This window comes from Desulfuromonas sp., assembly GCF_002868845.1.
Classification (GTDB): domain Bacteria; phylum Desulfobacterota; class Desulfuromonadia; order Desulfuromonadales; family BM501; genus BM501.
In genome coordinates this window covers 14,919-31,311 of record NZ_PKUB01000051.1, presented here as the reverse complement: position 1 = coordinate 31,311, position 16,393 = coordinate 14,919, and the positions used below count along the sequence as shown (strand labels likewise).

Sequence of the window (16,393 nt, the reverse complement as noted above, 5' to 3'; positions counted from 1 at the left end):
GGATAATCATCGCCCGCGCTTTACAACCTAAAACTTAAAACCGGCCACGAAAATCACAATAAACCCTGGTTGCCGACTGGTCCAGTCTCGGATTGGGACACCCCCCTTTGGGCGTTTTTTTACATTTAAAGAAGGAGGCCTCTCGGGGGAGTTGATATAATTTTAGAACTAAATGAAAACTATTCAATGCCAAGAAGGAAGGAATTTTTCTAGTCTATAAGTTGGGAGAAAGCCCAGTTTTTGTCTTTTGGGGTCGTTAAAGGCTTTTTACGTCTAAGGTCTGTTTATTGGTGCCGGCCGGATTTCAAAAGACCCAAAATCGGCCCCTAGTGACGGCCCAAACTAGAAGGGGGGAATCTTCACAAGAGATTTGCAATCTGGAGAGGTCTTTAGCAGGAGGGACAGATATCAATGCAGGGAGATACAAGTCATATAGGTCTGTCTTAATTCCGTTTGAGAATCACATCTTTTCCCAGTATCGAAAATTTTACAAAACAATAATATTCAAACGAAACAAAAATGATTTAAAAAGCGCTAGGCTTTATTTCAAAAAACAAGTAAGTCTTATAATATTTCTTCCTCTAAGAGTGAAATAGCCGTATCAAGGTCAGAGCAAACTAGTTCATGACACAAAATACCTTCAACCATTTTTAGTAAGGCCTCTATATCTTTCGCTCTGCACTCTCTGTTTGAGGAACCTGTCTTTACGAGGCGTTGCAGGGCTTCAAACTTGCCCAATTCAAGAAGACGCGTCTGGGCACCCTTTTCGTAACGTAGAAAGACGATTGATCCAACCGGAGCAAGGTCTCCGTACAGGGGAAGGCTCTCCAATGGCGGAGGCAGGTAGCGAACATGCTTGCCGTCCAGCCGTAGCCAAACGCTTCTCTGGGCGAGTCCCGGATAGTAGCGAGCCAGGATTTCCACCGAACCTGGCTTTATGCTCATCGGCAGAGGCAGGGGCGAGACACGGAGGGTATCTACATTCAAGACCGCCAATTCATCGGAAAAAAATTTCAATCCATTGGCGGCTAAAGCTGCCGCCAGGGTCGTTTTTCCGCTCCCAGCATCAGCAGGGAAAAGGATCACCCTGTTTCCGTTGCCAAGAACGGCCGCATGAATCAAGAAGCTTTGATTCAGGGCCTCGCTGGCACGGATAAAGACCACAGAGGCAAGACACGGAAGGACTCCGTTCTCTGGCACACCTGCCTTGTAACGCCGGCCATCCAGGTAAATATCCCAGGCGTTGGCCAGGCTGTCGCTGGGGAGAACCGCAAGACGGGTGTCGGGAAGGGCGCCGCGACATGAAGAAAGGTGTGTCATTGTTTCAGCAAACGCCTCTACAAGGCGAAAATCGCTGCAACTAAATTCAAACACCTGGTGAGGGGTTGCGAAAGATCTCCTTACTGCCCACTCCCCCTGCTCGGCGAGAGGCGGGCCGGTCAAATCTATTTTCCACGGATCAATGCCATCCCCAGAATCCTGCGGCCGGTCCGCTCCTAAAAGACCCTCTCGTTCAAAACGGTTCAGTGCATCCTCAACGTCACGCCTGGAAGTGACTTCATCAATAGAAAACTTTGCCGCCAATGTTGCGGTCATGTCTTCAACGCTGGTTTCTCCGTCCAGAAGGCACCAGATATACGCCGAGGAGAGATTCAGGGTCCAAACCCGGTTCGTCCCCTGGAGAAACAGAACCCCACCATCGGCGAAAGGGAAAAAGTGAACGTATGGAGAAGCCGAGGGAAGAGAACCTTCACTATTCAGACGGATATTTTGAGAAATATTCACTTCCCCCCCTTGCTACGAGAACGTTCCCCAAAAAAATCAACGAGCGATCTCAACTTGAAATTCCTGGCAGAGGACGTTGCCCCTTCCATTAAAACCGAGTAGTTTTAGCTTTATTCCGGAATCGAAAGAGTCCCTACCCATTCTGCCGAAAGCCTTTGCTGGCTGTTTCGAATACTTTGCCCACTGCACGGCAGGTATCCATCATGTCGGGCGCGCTCAAGGTCGGATGCACTAAAAACATAAGACTCGTCTCACCCAATTCCTTCGCCACCTTCAATCTGGGGATGTGCGCACTGCCAGGCCGATCCAGGCCCTCAAAAGCCTTCTCCAGATAAATTTCGCTGCAACTTCCGCTAAAGCATGGGATCCCCTCATCATTAATGGCCCCCATGATCCGGTCCCGGCCCCACCCCTCTTTGAGCATTTCGGGTCTTATGAACACATAATACTTGTAGTACGCATGCTCGATTTCGGCGGAAGGCTCTGTCACCCGAAGCGCTGGAATGGACTTAAAAAATCTCGTCAGAACAGCCGCATTGCGGCGGCGGGCCCTTAACCAGTTTTCCAGTTTGCGAAGCTGTACTCTCCCGATAGCCGCCTGCATCTCCGTCATTCGCCAGTTGGTGCCAAAGGATTCATGGAGCCAGCGAAACCCGGGCGGGTGATTGCGGTTATATATCGCATCGTAACTTTTGCCGTGGTCCTTAAAGGCCCATCCGCGATTCCAGACATCGTGGTCATTGGTGGTAAGCATGCCTCCTTCTCCGCCGGTGGTCATGATCTTGTCCTGACAAAAGGAAAAGGCAGCCGCATCCCCCAGGGAACCGACGGGCCGTCCCTTATAGGTTGCGCCGTGGGCCTGGGCACAGTCTTCGATGACCCTCAGGCGAAACTCACGAGCCAGTTCGAGTATTGGATCCATGTCGCATGGCCACCCCGCCAGATGCACAGCAATAATTGCCCGGGTTCGGGGCGTAACAACCCTGCGAATGGTTTCGGCAGACACGTTCTGACTTACCGGGTCTATGTCCGCGACCACGGGGATACCGCCACGCATGCAGACAGCGCTCGCCGAAGCGATAAAAGTCCGACTGGTCGTGACAACCTCGTCGCCGGGAACGATGCCAAGGGCGTAGAGGGCCAGTTCAAGAGCCACCGTCCCATTGGAGAGGGCCACCCCGTAGCGGCATACGCAATACTCGGCGAACTCCTGCTCGAACTGACGGCCTTCGTCGCCGGTCCAGTAGTTGACCCGACCTGACTGCAGCACGGAGGCCACCACATCGATCTCATCCTGCATGAAGGATGGCCAGGAAGGAAATACTCTTGGGTCTGTCTTTGGTATTGGCGATGTCAGGACACTATTCCTTGCATTAAACACCTCATTTTTCATTAATTTAACCCCCATAATCTTCACGAGTCAAGCTATCTAAATGGATTTCAGCTGAACTTCTGCGGCTACCGGCTTATGGTCAGAGCCAGCTGAGTCCTCTATAATGTAGGAAGTTAAAATTTCAAAGTGACTGCTTAAAAAAATATGGTCAATTCTCACCATTGGTAAAAGACTGATTTTTCTATTAAAACTAGACAATTGGGAAGGAAAAGTAAAACCGAACCCCCGCCCTGCTTTCCCATGCGCATTGTTCAAATACTTTGAAATCAATCGATAAGTATCGGTCTGGTCCGGAGTATTGAAGTCTCCCCCCAGGATGATCGGACCAGGCTCTGCAAGTACATTTTCCTCAATCAAGGCTTTCAACTGATTGTGCCTGCGCAACCAGTTGCCCCACAGGGGATGAACGTTAAAGACAATAAAGCTCCCCCGTGGCAACTCGACCCTGACTGCCTGCGCCTTCGCTTTTTCTTCGAAAACCTCCAGTGATGTAAGGGGGTAGCGGCTGACCACGGCTTGGAGCAAGGCGGGCGCATAGGCACTGTATACGTCCCCCTCGCCATAAAGCCCATGAAGATCCGTTAGCAGAGCATTAAATACCTTCGGGTTGATTTCCTGCAGCAGGAGGATATCCGGCCGATGGTTCTGAACGACCTGTGCAATCCGATCTGCATAAGGATTTTTCGACCAGGTATTAAAGGTGATGACCTTGATTTCCGCGGCAGGCCGAGAAGAGGTTTCCTGAGAAAACCGGAAAAGATGAGCATGATGGCCGAGAATAATGGCCGCCGAAAGGCCGAGGACCGTCGCCAGTCGAAGATGTTGCATCAATCCTGCCCAGATCATTCCAGGCAACAATCCGATGAGTAGCCAGGGCATCAGGTACACGGTATAGCGGGCCAAGAAGAAATGATCGCCCGACCACCAACGCAAGACAAGGCCGGCAAAAACGGCCACGCCAAAAGACCACCAGACAGCCCGGAAGAAAAGCCGGAAGAAACGGGAAATGGGTGCTTTCGCATTCATTCGAAACTGAACCTGCAAATGACGTCAGGGGATAAAGGCATCCCTACATTCCCCCCGGCCCTCGCGCTCATGGTCGAGATCAGGCTCGACTTCATCGGTGTCAGGGGCCACACCTTCGCTGCGAAGCACCTTCCAAAAGGTCATGACCAGAATATATAGATCCAATCGCAATGACCAATTCTCGACATACCAGACGTCCAGAGCCAGTCGTTCATCCCAGGGCAAAAAGTTGCGGCCATGAATCTGTGCCCACCCAGTAAAACCGGGGCGGACCGTATGCCGCGACTTTTCCCTTCCCGAATAGTAGGGCAGGTATTTCGTCAGCAACGGGCGCGGACCGACCAAACTCATGTCGCCACGCAGGACATTGAACAGCCCGGGCAACTCGTCCAGACTGCTTCGCCGGAGGAATCGGCCGAATGCTGTCAACCGCTGCCCATCCGGCAGGAGACGACCGTCCTCATCGCGTGCATTTGACATGGTGCGGAACTTGAGCAACTTGAACGGCTTTTCATACAGCCCAGGGCGAACCTGCCGAAAAAGAAAGGGAGAGCCGAGCCGCACCCGCACCAAGAAAGCGACCACTACGATAACCGGCAAAAGAAGAGACAACGCCGCCAAAGTGACAAGCAGGTCCAGCGTTCTTTTCCCTGGCTGTTTCTGGAGAACCCCTTCGCGAGGTTCAGGTTTTTGCCTTGGCCGTCTCATAAAGAAAGAATCTCCGGACGGTGAAACGCGACAGTTCCCGAAACCCGACTAGCCGATGCACCCATAAAGCAGGGGTATTGTGAGCGGCAAAATAACCGTAAGCTTTGCGAACATTTCTTTTTTGCAGATGGTGAAGGACGCTCCCCATAAAATAAGTTGCTAACCCTTCCCCCCTCTCATCGGCCACAACATGCATATCGAACATGTAGACCTCGTCCGGGCCAAGATCGATCCCGAACCACTTCACGTGAGGATGGATTTCGGGCGTCCGGGCGGCATCTCGGCTTACATACCACAGGTCGCCGACGACCTTGCCATTACGGATCATGGCAACGGTCCGGTAACCACGGCGGAAATAACTTGCGGCCCGTTCACGGCGGCTTCGCAGAGGGTAGAAAATGGGACTTTCGAAAAACTCTTCCGGTCCCAAGTCCAGGAGTTGCAGGCCATCGGTTGGCGGCTTCTTCAAAGGCTTCAATTCCGCCAGGCTCTTCTCAACCGGCACCGCCTCCTCGTACTTGTAAAAGGAGAACCGCAAAGCGGCCCCAAAGCCCTCCTTCCTGGCATGCTCGCAAAACTGGTGATACTTGATCAATCCCAACCTCACCATGTTGTTGCTCCTTTCTAAAATCGAACCCTCTTGAAAAAGGTCCAGATTTCTTCTTTTTCTTCTACATGCCGACCTTCATGGTCCGAAGAACGTTGCGGTCAACTTTTCCGGTCGCGGTCCGGGGGAATTCTTCCAGGAAATGAATTGTTTCCGGAAGCATATAGGGCGGCAAAGAACGGCTGCAAAAATCAAGAAGATCCAGGCCGGAGAGGTTGCCTGCCTGCACAAAGGCAAGGATTCTGGAGCCGAGCACCTCGTCGGAGATATCCACCACGGTCGCCTCCCGCACTTCCGGGTGACTGTTTAGAACCAAATCGATCTCATCGATCTGGATCCGGTAGCCACGGCTCTTGACCTGCCGATCCCGACGCCCGAGGATGAGCAGGTTGCCATCCTCGTCAAAAGTTACCAGATCTCCGGTGCGATACACCCTCCCCGGCCAAGGACGAAGAGGATTTTCAACGAAAGAGGTCGCGGTCTTCTCGGTATCCCGCCAATACACGAGAGCCACCGTCGCGCTGCAAACATGAAGCTCCCCGATTTCACCGGGCCGGCGAACAGCCTCTCCCTTCTCATTGAGGGCGAACACCTCGAAGTTCGGGAAGGGGCGACCGATGGGAATCTTCCAGCACTCATCGTCGGGGATCTCCCCAACTTGATAAAACGTCGACGAGTTGGCTTCCGTTTGCCCGTAAAGGTTGTAGACATCGGTCTTTGGCATCATCTCCCGGACCCGCCGCAGGTGCTTCACCGGCAGCACGTCCCCCGAGAAAAGCACGAGACGCAGTGCATCGAAATTTCGATCGCCCAAGTTGCCGCGCTCGGCCATCAGAGCAACAACCGACGCCACCGAATTCCAGATCGTAATCCCCGAAGTTTCGATAAATTGAGTCAGGCGAGCCGGAAACGGGCCAAGATTTTCCGGCACCAGAACAAGCGTCGCCCCATTGCGCACAGCGGTGAACAGATCGAAAACAGACAGATCGAAATGGAAAGGAGCGTGGCCGGCCACGCGGTCATCAACGCCGACATCAAAAAAATCGGCCGCCATATCGACAAATGCCAGAGCATTCGAATGGGAGATGGTGACCCCCTTCGGTACCCCTGTCGAACCGGATGTATGAAGAATGTAGGCCGGCCGGGTGTCGGAAATTTCCACCGGCGGCGCCTCCGGAGCCAAGGCAACCTCTTCCCAGGCCAGTGTCCGCCAGGGAGTTTCTTTTGGCAGTGAGCCGTCGGTTAGCACGGCCGACTTCACTCCGGCTCCGCCTTCCGGCATCGCCAACAGCTGCCCTGCAAGCGCGGAGGAAACAACCAGTACCGATATGTCGCAACCGCTCAGTACAAGGCCCTGGCGCTGGGGAGGCGCCTGGGGGTCAAGCGGGACATAGACTCCACCCGCCTTCAGGATACCGAAAATGGCCACAACGCTTTCCGGGGATTTTTTGACCAAAATACCCACCCGGTCCCCGGGGCGGACCCCCGTTTGGACCAAAAGGGTGGCAAGGCGGCCACTTTGTTGGTCCAATTCGGCATAGGTCAGGGTCCGTTCCCCGTGGATGAGCGCAGTGCGGTCGGGATGTTTTTCGGCGCTCCTGGTTAACAAATGATGAAGCAGGTACACACCCATGTCCCCGCCTTCCGTCTCAGAGGTTATAAAAACTGGCGATGATATTTCTCTGAATCTCCGAAGTCCCGGAATAAATCCGCCCGGCCAGGGAGTCACGTACGTGCCTCTCCGGTTCGTATTCAGTCGAGTAGCCGTATGCCCCATGGAGTTGGAGGGCGTCGAGGCTGTTGTGGACGTAGCTCTCGCTGACGAACAACTTGGCGATAGCCGAGTCCTTGGGCGCCCGCATCCCCTGGTCCTTCATCCAGGCCACCTTGTAGAGAATCATGCGAGACAATTCGATCCTGACCGCCATGTCGGCGATCCGGTGCGAAACAGCCTGGTTCGACCCGATCGGTCGTCCAAACTGATGCCGCTCCCCGGCATAGCTAACGCACGCCTCCAACTCCCGTTCCATGGCGCCCAGGTGAGCGGCAAACAGACAGCCGCGCTCCCATTCCATCTCCGCGTTGAAAATAGCTGTACCCGCCCCTTCCTTCCCCAACCGGTTTTCCTCCGGGACCTCGCAGTCCTGAAGAATCACCTCGCCGATAGGGCAGGTTTTCAGTCCCATCAACTCCAGAGGGCGGCCGACGGAAAAGCCCGGAAAGCCCTTCTCGACAATAAAGGCGGAAATGCCTCCGAAGCTGCGATCCGGGTCAGTAACCGCGAAGACCAGGAGAAGATCAGCGATGGGAGCATTAGTGATGAAGATCTTGGTGCCGTTGAGGATATAGCGGTCTCCCTCTTTCCGGGCCTGGCAGCGCATGCCGAAAGCATCAGATCCCGCCTCGGGTTCAGTCATCGCATGTCCGCCGATCATTTCACCCCGCACAAGAGCCGGCAAGAATCTTTCCTTCTGCGCCACTGACCCGAAACTCAGGATCGGCTTTACGCAGGTCCAGAGATGGGAGTTGATCGCGAAGACCAGGCCATTGTCGCGGCAGCCATAACTCAGCCCTTCCAGAGAAAGGAGGCAGGTCAGAGCATCCATCCCCAGTCCTCCGTATTCCTCCGGCACCGGCAACCCGAGCAAGCCAAAATCGGCGCACTCTCGCCAGCCATCCAGGAAAAACTCTCCCCTCTTCTCCCGGGCCGACAGATCGTCAACGAGTTTTTTCTGGGCGAATCGGACGACCGCCTCCTTGAATTCAGTTTGATCTTGCGAAAGGGAAAAATCCATGAGCTCCTCTCCTCGACAGGACAACGTGGATAGACATCGTTCAGCCTCAGACGTTCCCTGCCCCCCGTTTACGCGCTGACAGACCTGCCAGGGCGTGAACAATGGCCCATGTTGCGAGATGTGACGAGAAGGCGTGGGGGTCTTGATTCGGATAGACCTCGACGAAATCGAGCCCTTCGAAACCCGCCTCGCCGATCCGATACAGGGCCGAAAAAATTTCATGGGCAAAAAGACCATTAAAATCGGCAGGGCCTCCAGGGTTGAAGGCCGCATCTATGCAATCGCTGCAAATGGTGACGTAAACTTGTTCCGTCCTCTCATGGGCGATACGGATCGCCTCCTCGACAACCGCATCGATTCCCCGTGACCGGATGTCCCTGATGGTAAAGACACTGGCCCCCATTTCCCGGGCGTATTCCATTTGTGCCGGTGAGTTCCTCGGCCCTCGGATCCCAAGATGAACGACACTCTGGGTCCTGACCTCCGGCAATTGGTAGATATGGTGCAATGGCGAGCATCTGGGCGTCGCATCGGTGCCGAACCCCTTGGCGTTATCGAAGTGGGCATCAAGATGGATGACGCCAACCGAGCCGGACCGGTTGTTACTGAGCGCCCGGATCACTTCCGGGGTAAAGGAGTGGTCCCCCCCCAAAACAACCGGAATGCTTCCCTGCCGGTAGACCAGGTCCATCATTTCGAACACCTGCTTCATTGTTTCCTTGGAGCAATTCGGGTTGACGGCGACATCGCCGGCATCCACCAGGCGCAGATGATCAAACAAATTGATATCATACTCCGGCAAAAATCCGCCGTAGCGCGCTGAGGCATGCCGGATGGAGCGCGGTGCGAGTTCGCAGCCGGTGTAAGATCCCCAGGTCACCGTCCCCTCCCAGGGCACACCGACGATAACGGCATCGAGGCCCGGGTCCGGAGATGCCGAATCCAGGTTCGGCACGCCAAGGAACGTGGGCGTGTCTCCGTATACTTTCGGCAAGGCGAGCTTGCGACCAGGAACCATCGGAATGTTGCTGAAATCCATTTTTATTTCACTGGTTTCCACACGCTAAACCCTCCACAGGGGAGCCTTTATCGGCTTTGGGTGACGAAGGAGGTGATCGCCTCGACAGATGTGAAGTTCTCCGGAAGAATTTCGTCATCCCCGATCTTCATTTCGAAAGTTGTCTCCAGATAGCCGATCAGGTGCATGATTCCCAGGGAATCGATCATTCCCTTTTCGATAATGTCGTCATGATCAGCGATTTCCCGGTGTTCGCTATTTTTGGCGATTTTCGTGATAATGAAATCCCGGATCACCTCTCGCTCAGTGCCTTTCATAGCCGATCTCCTTTTAAAAATCAGATGGTCTTTTCCGCGAGTATCTCTGCTACATCCTGGACCTGAATGGGCATTCCGTCGGCCAACTTGGCATTTCCTTGAGTCAGCATGGTCAAGCAGAAAGGGCAGGCGGTGGCGATTTTCAACGCGCCGGCGGCCATTAACTGCCCCACGCGTTCATCCCCCATGGGTCGGCCCTCCTGTTCCTCCAGCCAGATGCGGCCGCCTCCGCCGCCACAGCAAAAGGCATCCTTCCCCTTCCGATCCGACTCTTCGATATGAATCCCGGCGGCGCGAAGCAACTGTCGGGGCTCCGTCGTGATGCCGTTATACCGGGCGAGGTAACAGGGGTCATGAAAGCCGATGGCTGATTCTTTCCCCCCGGAGGGCAACCGAAGGCGGCCACTGCTGAGAAGTTCACTAAGCAATTCGCTGTGATGCACCACTTCCAGCCCGTCGCCGAATGCGGGATATTCATGGCGGAGCGTATTGAAGCAATGGGGACATGCAGTAACAATCCTCCGGATGCCCATTCGCTCGAATGCTTCAAGGTTCCGCACAACCAGTTCCTGACAGAGGTATTCGTTTCCCAAACGTCGGGCCGCATCGCCGCAGCAGACCGCCTCTTCCCCGGGGACGGCGAAACGAATCCCGGCCCGTTTCAAGAGCTCTGCAAGCGCCTCTATCACCTGCCTGTAGCGGGGGTCATACACCCCGTTGCATCCGGGCCAGAGAAGGATTTCCGCCTCCGGCGTATCGGCCCAAATTGGCAATTGGGCCTCCACGGCCCGATCGACGCGCTCGCGGGATTCCAGCCCAAAGGGATTGCCGTTGTGCTCAAGACCGCGAAATGCCGTCAGCAGTTCTGACGGGAACCGCGCCTTGGTAAGGACCAGAAAACGGCGCATGTCGATAATCCGGGGGACATGCTCCACCCCCACCGGGCAGTGCGCCTCGCAGGAGCGACAGGTGGTACACGCCCATAGTGCTTTCTCCTGGACAACCTCTCCGGCAAGGGCCGGAGCATCCTCGCCGCCTCCAGGGCTTCGGCCCTGGCGTGCTTCTCGAACGCCCGGGATCAGGCGTGACTGTATCGATTCACTAATTTCCTTGGGAGAAAGAGATTTTCCCGATTGCCAAGCAGGACATTGACTTTGACAACGACCGCAGCCCGTACAGGCATCGGCGTCGAGGAGACGCTTCCAGTAGAAATCCTCGATCCGGCCAACGCCAAAAGAGGTCGCATCCTCATCGGAAAGATCGAGGGGAACAAGGGCCCGGGCAGCATCCCGATCGGCGAAGAACAGGGCGGCCGGACCGGCAACAAGGTGAAACAGCCGTGTGAAGGGAATTGCCGCCAGGAACCCGAGGGCGACCAGTAGATGCCCCCACCACAGCCCCAGATGCAGAGCGGAGAAAGTTTCAGTCTCGACTCCGGGCAGGAGGCCGGCAACCGAATAGCCCACCGGCGACCATGGTGCCCAGGGGTCGGGCTCGCGGGCCAGTCTCACCCCCTCGAGAAGAAGTCCCGAAACCGGGAGAGCGGCGACAAGGGCGAGGACCAGGCCGCTGGTGCGGGCACGGCTCAGCTCCTCAGGTCGCAGGACCCAGCGGCGCCACGCTGCCAGAATGACACCGACGAGCACCAGTACGGAGAAAAGGTCGAGTCCAAGGTTGAGGATGAGGTACCATCCGCCGCTGAAAGTCGGCAGACCGAAATGCTCCTGAAGCATAAGACAGAAGGTGCCGAGGAGAAAAATGCCGAACCCCCAGACGATCAGGCCGTGAAAAAGCCAGGGATGGGAGGGGCTTCGGAGCCGCCTCTGGGTCGCGACATCGGCTGCCAGGTCGAGGGACCGTCGCCAGGGATGACTCATCCGGTCCCGGCCGGCTCCCCGCCCCGTTCGCCAGCGGCTTATGCGGACCCCGACCCCCCAGGCCAAAACAGCCGCAGCTGCCGCAGTCAGCAGGTACATCAACCAGTAGGTATGGCTGTATGTGCCAAGAGGTCGGGTGACTTCCATCATTCACACCTTCAGGCGACCTGCTGTCGCCGGGCTTTTAATTCCTTGGTCAGAGTCGGAATAATTTTGAACAGATCGCCGACGATCCCGTAATCGCAGTGCTGGAATATTTCCGCCGCAGGATCCCTGTTGATCGCCACCACCCGGCGGGCGCCACGCATGCCCGCCAGATGCTGAATCGCACCGGAGATCCCGCAGGCAATGTAAAGGTCGGGGCCGACCACCTTTCCGGTTTGTCCGATCTGATGAGCATGATGTATCCAACCGGCATCGACAGCGGCCCGGCTGGCACCGAGGCCGGCGCCGAGCACCTCGCAGAGATCCCTCAGAGCACCCCAGTTCTCAGGTCCGCCGATTCCCCGTCCCCCCGCGACCACGACTCGGGCCTCTCCCAACTCAACCGTGGCTGCGGCCACGTGCACCACATCCCTGAGAGTGGAGCATAAATCTTGCGGCACAGGCACGACGTGGAATGCGATCTCCGGAATCTCCTCCCCCGCCCTCTCCACCCGAGCGGCTGTCGGGCGCAAAGTTACCAGGGTCGGGGAGCGCTCCAGTCGCAGATCTGCGAGGATCTTTCCGGCATACAGAGGCTTGCGTGCCAACGGAGTTCCATCTACGGCAGTTTCCAGAGCGATACAGCCCTGCGCCAATTCCGCGTCAAGCCGAGCCGCCAGGGCGGCTGACCATGCCTTGCCGAGCGCCGAAGCCGGGCCGACGATGAGCCGGGACCTCAAGGATTTGGCTAAATCGGCCAGGAATGGGACCCAGGCCTCGTGACTGAAGGAGGGTAAGACATCATCCTGAACGGCATGAACGGTATGAATGCCAAGCCCCGCCAGTTGCCTGGCCTGGTCCCGGACACCGCTAGAAGGCCAAACGGCATGTAGTTCCGCACCGCTCTTGCGGGCAAAACGTGCTGCGGAAGCAACCGCCATCAGGCTGCCGGCAGTCAATGCACCTTTCGGTTCCAGCAACACCAAAACGTTCATGGGATTCTCCCGGTTTCAGGATGCGAATTCCTGTCTCAGCAAGTCGGCCAGACACTCAACGGCGGCACTCTCTTCCTCTGTAAAGATTTGTCGCCTCCTTTCCGTATTGGGGGCCGTGACCCCTTCCACAACCCAGCCAGGCTCAAGGTCGGCGCCTCCTTCGGGAACTTGCACCTCTCTGACCTCCTTCCGCCTCGCCTTTAGAATTTGTGGCAGGGTTGGATAACGCGGGGTGTTGATCCCTTTCTCCGTTGTCACCACTGCCGGCAGTGCCATATCGAAGGTCAAATGTCCCCCCTCCATCTCCTGGTCGGCAACCAGCCGATTACCATTCAATTCCATTCGGGATACGGCCGAAGCATGCCCAAAGCCCAGTTGCTCGGCTACCCGCTCGGCCACTTGGGCACCATCGTCATCCACTGCATGTTTGCCGGCCAGAACCAGGTCCGGAGCCAGTTCTCTCAGTAGGCCCGCCAGGCACAGGGCTGCCCCTCGGCCCGTCAACTCTGCACCGGAAGGCGGCCGCACCAGCACCCCGGCCTCAATTCCAAGGGCCAAAGCGGAACGTACTGCCTTAAGTGCGTTTTCCCCTCCCAGGCTGACCGCCGTCACTTCAGCACCGAGGGATTCCTTCAACCGCACCGCCTCCTCCACCGCAAATTCGTCATATGGATTGAGGATGAAATCGAGATGATCGGTAATCACTGTTCGCCCATCATCACCAATTTCCGGTGTTGCAGCGGTATCGGGTACGCTTTTGACCAAAACGGCAATCTTCATTGTTTTCCCTTTCGGGACATAATTTCCTTTGAAATATCACTCCATCGAGATTTCGACTTCCATGTCGGAAGGGTGCTGCTCACACGGCCTCGACGGCAGCGCCGAACTGGTTCTTCCGGCCCGTCAACATGTTTTTAACGAAAACCGAAGTTTCACTGCGAGCATAGTCACGAACCTCCACGAGGTGATCACACTTCGCCGAGGCCACCACCGGCCTGAGAGTCAACCACTGGGGATCGGGTGTTTTTCCTTGGGCCCAGGCCAGAAGCGCCGCCGGAAGGTTCGCCCCGGCGGCATGAGAGAAGGGATAGCCGCCTCCGAAGCGAGGGTTCATCTCCAGAACCCGGCATTGGTCACCCTCGACGAAAACGTCACAATCGAGATTTCCGACATGTTGCAGAGCCTCGCCTATTTTGCGCCCGACTCCCTGGAGAAGCGGAGAAACCACAGTAACGGCCTGGTCAGTCTCTCCGGCCCGCATGGCTTTTTTTTGCTTGACGAAAGTGCCGACATGGCGCCCCTCCAGGTCATTCACCACGTCGAGCCCGTACTCGACTCCCGCAAGGCGCTCCTGCACCAGCATGCACTGCTCCAGGTTGGCCGCGCTCGGGCCCGCCAGACAAGTACGCAAAAGGCGTAGCTTGCTCAGGTTCCAGGCCATCTCCAGTTCTTCGAGGCTCTCCGGGTACTCGATACCGATCGATGCGCTCCCCCAGCGAGGCTTGATTACCAGCGGGAGACCGAGTTCGTCCCGCCCCAGTGCACCCCGCACGTCTTCGAGGGTGACGAAGGTCCGTGGCACCTTCAAACCGGCCTGCTCCAAGAATTCCGTAGCGGCCAATGTGTCGAAACAAAGGTCTATCACCTCCGGAGAGGAAACAACTGGCAGGGTTCCCACGGCCATGAATCGGTCGCGCTGGCTCGCGAGGAGGGGAAGCTCAAGGTCGTTGAGCGAAAGAAGCAGACCCACTCGGTGTTGGCGACAAATCTCCAAGAGCTGGTCAAAATAATCGGGGTGATTTATCGTTGGGACGACGAAAGCGCGATCCGCCATCTGAAGAGCCGGGGCTGTGGGATTGGAATCGACCGCAACAACTTCCCCCTGGCCGCCAAGGGCCTGACGGAAGTAGTGGACAAGATAATTTCTGCGGCCGGCACAAGTGAGCAGGATATTGGGCATGATGACCTCCGTACCGACTCAGAAAGTATAGGTTCCAAATACGTCAGAAAATTCCTGGCGACGACGAATGACCTTGTGATCCTCTCCGTCATGGATCAGGATCGGTGGTGAGGGATGAATGAACGGGGGAGTAAGCACGATTGTATAGGCTCCAACATTGCAGATTTGGATAAAATCGCCCCGCTCGATTTCTTCGCATTCGATATTCTGCAGAAGACAATCCTTTTCCATGCAAGTGGCGCCCACCACGTCATAATTACTTCTCGGGCGGCTTGCGCCGTTTCCCTTAATAACTTCATAAGGATGATTGCGATGGTGCAAGGTCGGCTTGACGTTAAAAATACTGCCATCGACCACTGCGAGCCGCCGCTCACCGATCTTTTTGACCTCGAAAACCCTCGTGACGAAACTCATGGTATCGGCTACCACCGCCATACCGGGTTCAATGATCAGCCGGGGCCGCCGCGCCTTCACCCAAGGGTGACGACGGAGCTCTTCGCCCACCGCCTCTGCGTAGTCGCCATAGGAAGGAGTATCACACAACCCCATCTCCGGAACTCTGTGCCCGAAAAAGCCGCCGCCGAGATTGAGATATTCGATGGTGTCAGAGAAATGCCTCTCCGCCGCGGCGGACAGACAGCGAACGATGGTCCGATAAACCCAAACACTTCTGGTACTTGAAGAGGTGTGCCCATGCAGGGCGTTGACCCGGATGTTCGATTGTGACCGTATCTGGTGCGCCGCCTCCCCAAGGGCCTCTGGCGAAAAGCCGAAGCGCCCGGTTGGCAAATGCTCCTGCAGCTGCGATTTCCCCTCATCGTCGACCAAGGGGATGTTGACTCGCAACCCGATGTTTACCACCGTGGTCGGGTTCAAACGGGCAAACTCCGTCACTTCTTCCAGTTCACGGAATGTGTCGATGTTGAGCAGCATTCCCCCGCGGATAGCAAGTTCGAGGTCATCCTTTCCCTTGATGGGCCCGTTGAATATGATTTCTTCGGGATTGCATCCAATCCGCAGGGCCAGATCGAGCTCCAATCGTGACACCACTTCCGCATGTGCCCCAAGGTCACTCGCCATTCTGCAGACGTAGGGGATGTAATTCGTTTTGTATGAATAACCAATAACGATATCGGGGTAGTGCCGAGTGAACGCAGCCCTCAGTTCTCTGAAATTCCGAGCGAAAGCATCCTGGTCGAAGAGGTAGAAAGGAGAACCGAAACTTCGTTCGATGTCAGAGAACTTCCTGTGAGCATCCATTTCCGTCATCCGTTTCCCACTCTTGGTCGTCAACCCGTCCGACAAGGGTCTTCCGATCGGTTCGTTCCCGACTTCGCCACCATCCCCCCCTCTGGAGACAATTGTCCCAGGAAAGGCATTCAGCATCTTTTGTTTTAAGGAATAATTCCCCATAGGGTTCCCCCTGCCATCGGCTTGCCTCTAGAATGGCGAAAAAAGGCCTAAATAACAGAAACTTCTTATACTATGAGCTTAATTTATATACGCTTTTAGGGGATTTTCAATGGAAGGAAGGAATGATTTTTTTAGAAAAAAGGTAGGAAGAAAAGGAAGACTAAAGTCTGACTTGTTTGCCGAATCGGAAAGAGGGCTTTGCGGGTTTACCGAGGTGCGTTCCATCGCCGGGTCCCCTCGATGCAGAGAACTAAAGGCAACGGAGGATTTTAATGTTTTTCTCCTTTCATTTCACAGCCCAGAAACATCCGATAATCGAGCCAACCAAACGTTTGACAACGAAGGACGCTCAGGA

At 55.7% G+C, this 16,393-nt stretch carries 14 protein-coding genes; all 14 read right to left on the bottom strand.

The genetic code is table 11. The features are described 5' to 3' along the window. Window positions 1-564 precede the first annotated feature (564 nt). The 14 genes from C0617_RS15635 to C0617_RS15570 all read right to left on the bottom strand — a co-directional run bounded on the left by C0617_RS15635 (window position 565) and on the right by C0617_RS15570 (window position 16,038). A complete protein-coding gene (locus C0617_RS15635) occupies window positions 565-1,785 on the bottom strand; it encodes a PqqD family peptide modification chaperone (protein ID WP_291317972.1) in 1,221 nt (406 codons plus the stop codon). A gap of 133 nt (window positions 1,786-1,918) precedes the next feature. Next, a complete protein-coding gene (locus tag C0617_RS15630; protein WP_291317971.1) occupies window positions 1,919-3,085 on the bottom strand; it encodes a DegT/DnrJ/EryC1/StrS aminotransferase family protein in 1,167 nt (388 codons plus the stop codon). Window positions 3,086-3,214: 129 nt separating this feature from the next. Further along, window positions 3,215-4,204: an endonuclease/exonuclease/phosphatase family protein gene (locus C0617_RS15625; RefSeq protein ID WP_291317970.1), complete on the bottom strand. Its 990-nt coding sequence runs from the start codon at window positions 4,202-4,204 to the stop codon at window positions 3,215-3,217. 24 nt (window positions 4,205-4,228) lie between these two features. Then, window positions 4,229-4,912 (bottom strand): sugar transferase, encoded by a 684-nt coding sequence (locus C0617_RS15620; protein ID WP_291317969.1) that lies wholly within the window; start codon window positions 4,910-4,912, stop codon window positions 4,229-4,231. Then, window positions 4,887-5,522: a GNAT family N-acetyltransferase gene (locus tag C0617_RS15615; RefSeq protein ID WP_291317968.1), complete on the bottom strand. Its 636-nt coding sequence runs from the start codon at window positions 5,520-5,522 to the stop codon at window positions 4,887-4,889. The genes C0617_RS15620 and C0617_RS15615 overlap by 26 nt, the downstream gene beginning before the upstream one ends. A gap of 61 nt (window positions 5,523-5,583) precedes the next feature. Further along, complete coding sequence (locus C0617_RS15610; RefSeq protein WP_291317967.1) at window positions 5,584-7,152, bottom strand: amino acid adenylation domain-containing protein; 1,569 nt, start codon at window positions 7,150-7,152, stop codon at window positions 5,584-5,586. 16 nt (window positions 7,153-7,168) lie between these two features. Further along, window positions 7,169-8,314 (bottom strand): acyl-CoA dehydrogenase family protein, encoded by a 1,146-nt coding sequence (locus C0617_RS15605; RefSeq protein ID WP_291317966.1) that lies wholly within the window; start codon window positions 8,312-8,314, stop codon window positions 7,169-7,171. A 46-nt stretch (window positions 8,315-8,360) separates the two neighbouring features. Further along, on the bottom strand, window positions 8,361-9,374 hold the full coding sequence (locus C0617_RS15600) for an agmatinase family protein (protein ID WP_291317965.1): 1,014 nt from the start codon (window positions 9,372-9,374) through the stop codon (window positions 8,361-8,363). Between the two features lie 26 nt (window positions 9,375-9,400). Then, window positions 9,401-9,649, bottom strand: coding sequence for a phosphopantetheine-binding protein (locus C0617_RS15595; protein WP_291317964.1), 249 nt, complete (start codon window positions 9,647-9,649; stop codon window positions 9,401-9,403). A 20-nt stretch (window positions 9,650-9,669) separates the two neighbouring features. Next, entirely contained in the window at window positions 9,670-11,676 is a 2,007-nt protein-coding gene (locus tag C0617_RS15590; RefSeq protein WP_291317963.1) for a (Fe-S)-binding protein, read from the bottom strand. 8 nt (window positions 11,677-11,684) lie between these two features. Continuing rightward, window positions 11,685-12,665, bottom strand: coding sequence for an electron transfer flavoprotein subunit alpha/FixB family protein (locus C0617_RS15585; protein WP_291317962.1), 981 nt, complete (start codon window positions 12,663-12,665; stop codon window positions 11,685-11,687). Window positions 12,666-12,680: 15 nt separating this feature from the next. Continuing rightward, on the bottom strand, window positions 12,681-13,445 hold the full coding sequence (locus C0617_RS15580; protein WP_291317961.1) for an electron transfer flavoprotein subunit beta/FixA family protein: 765 nt from the start codon (window positions 13,443-13,445) through the stop codon (window positions 12,681-12,683). 79 nt (window positions 13,446-13,524) lie between these two features. Next, on the bottom strand, window positions 13,525-14,625 hold the full coding sequence (locus C0617_RS15575) for an ATP-grasp domain-containing protein (RefSeq protein WP_291317960.1): 1,101 nt from the start codon (window positions 14,623-14,625) through the stop codon (window positions 13,525-13,527). An 18-nt stretch (window positions 14,626-14,643) separates the two neighbouring features. Beyond that, window positions 14,644-16,038: a hypothetical protein gene (locus C0617_RS15570; protein WP_291317959.1), complete on the bottom strand. Its 1,395-nt coding sequence runs from the start codon at window positions 16,036-16,038 to the stop codon at window positions 14,644-14,646. Window positions 16,039-16,393: the final 355 nt, after the last annotated feature.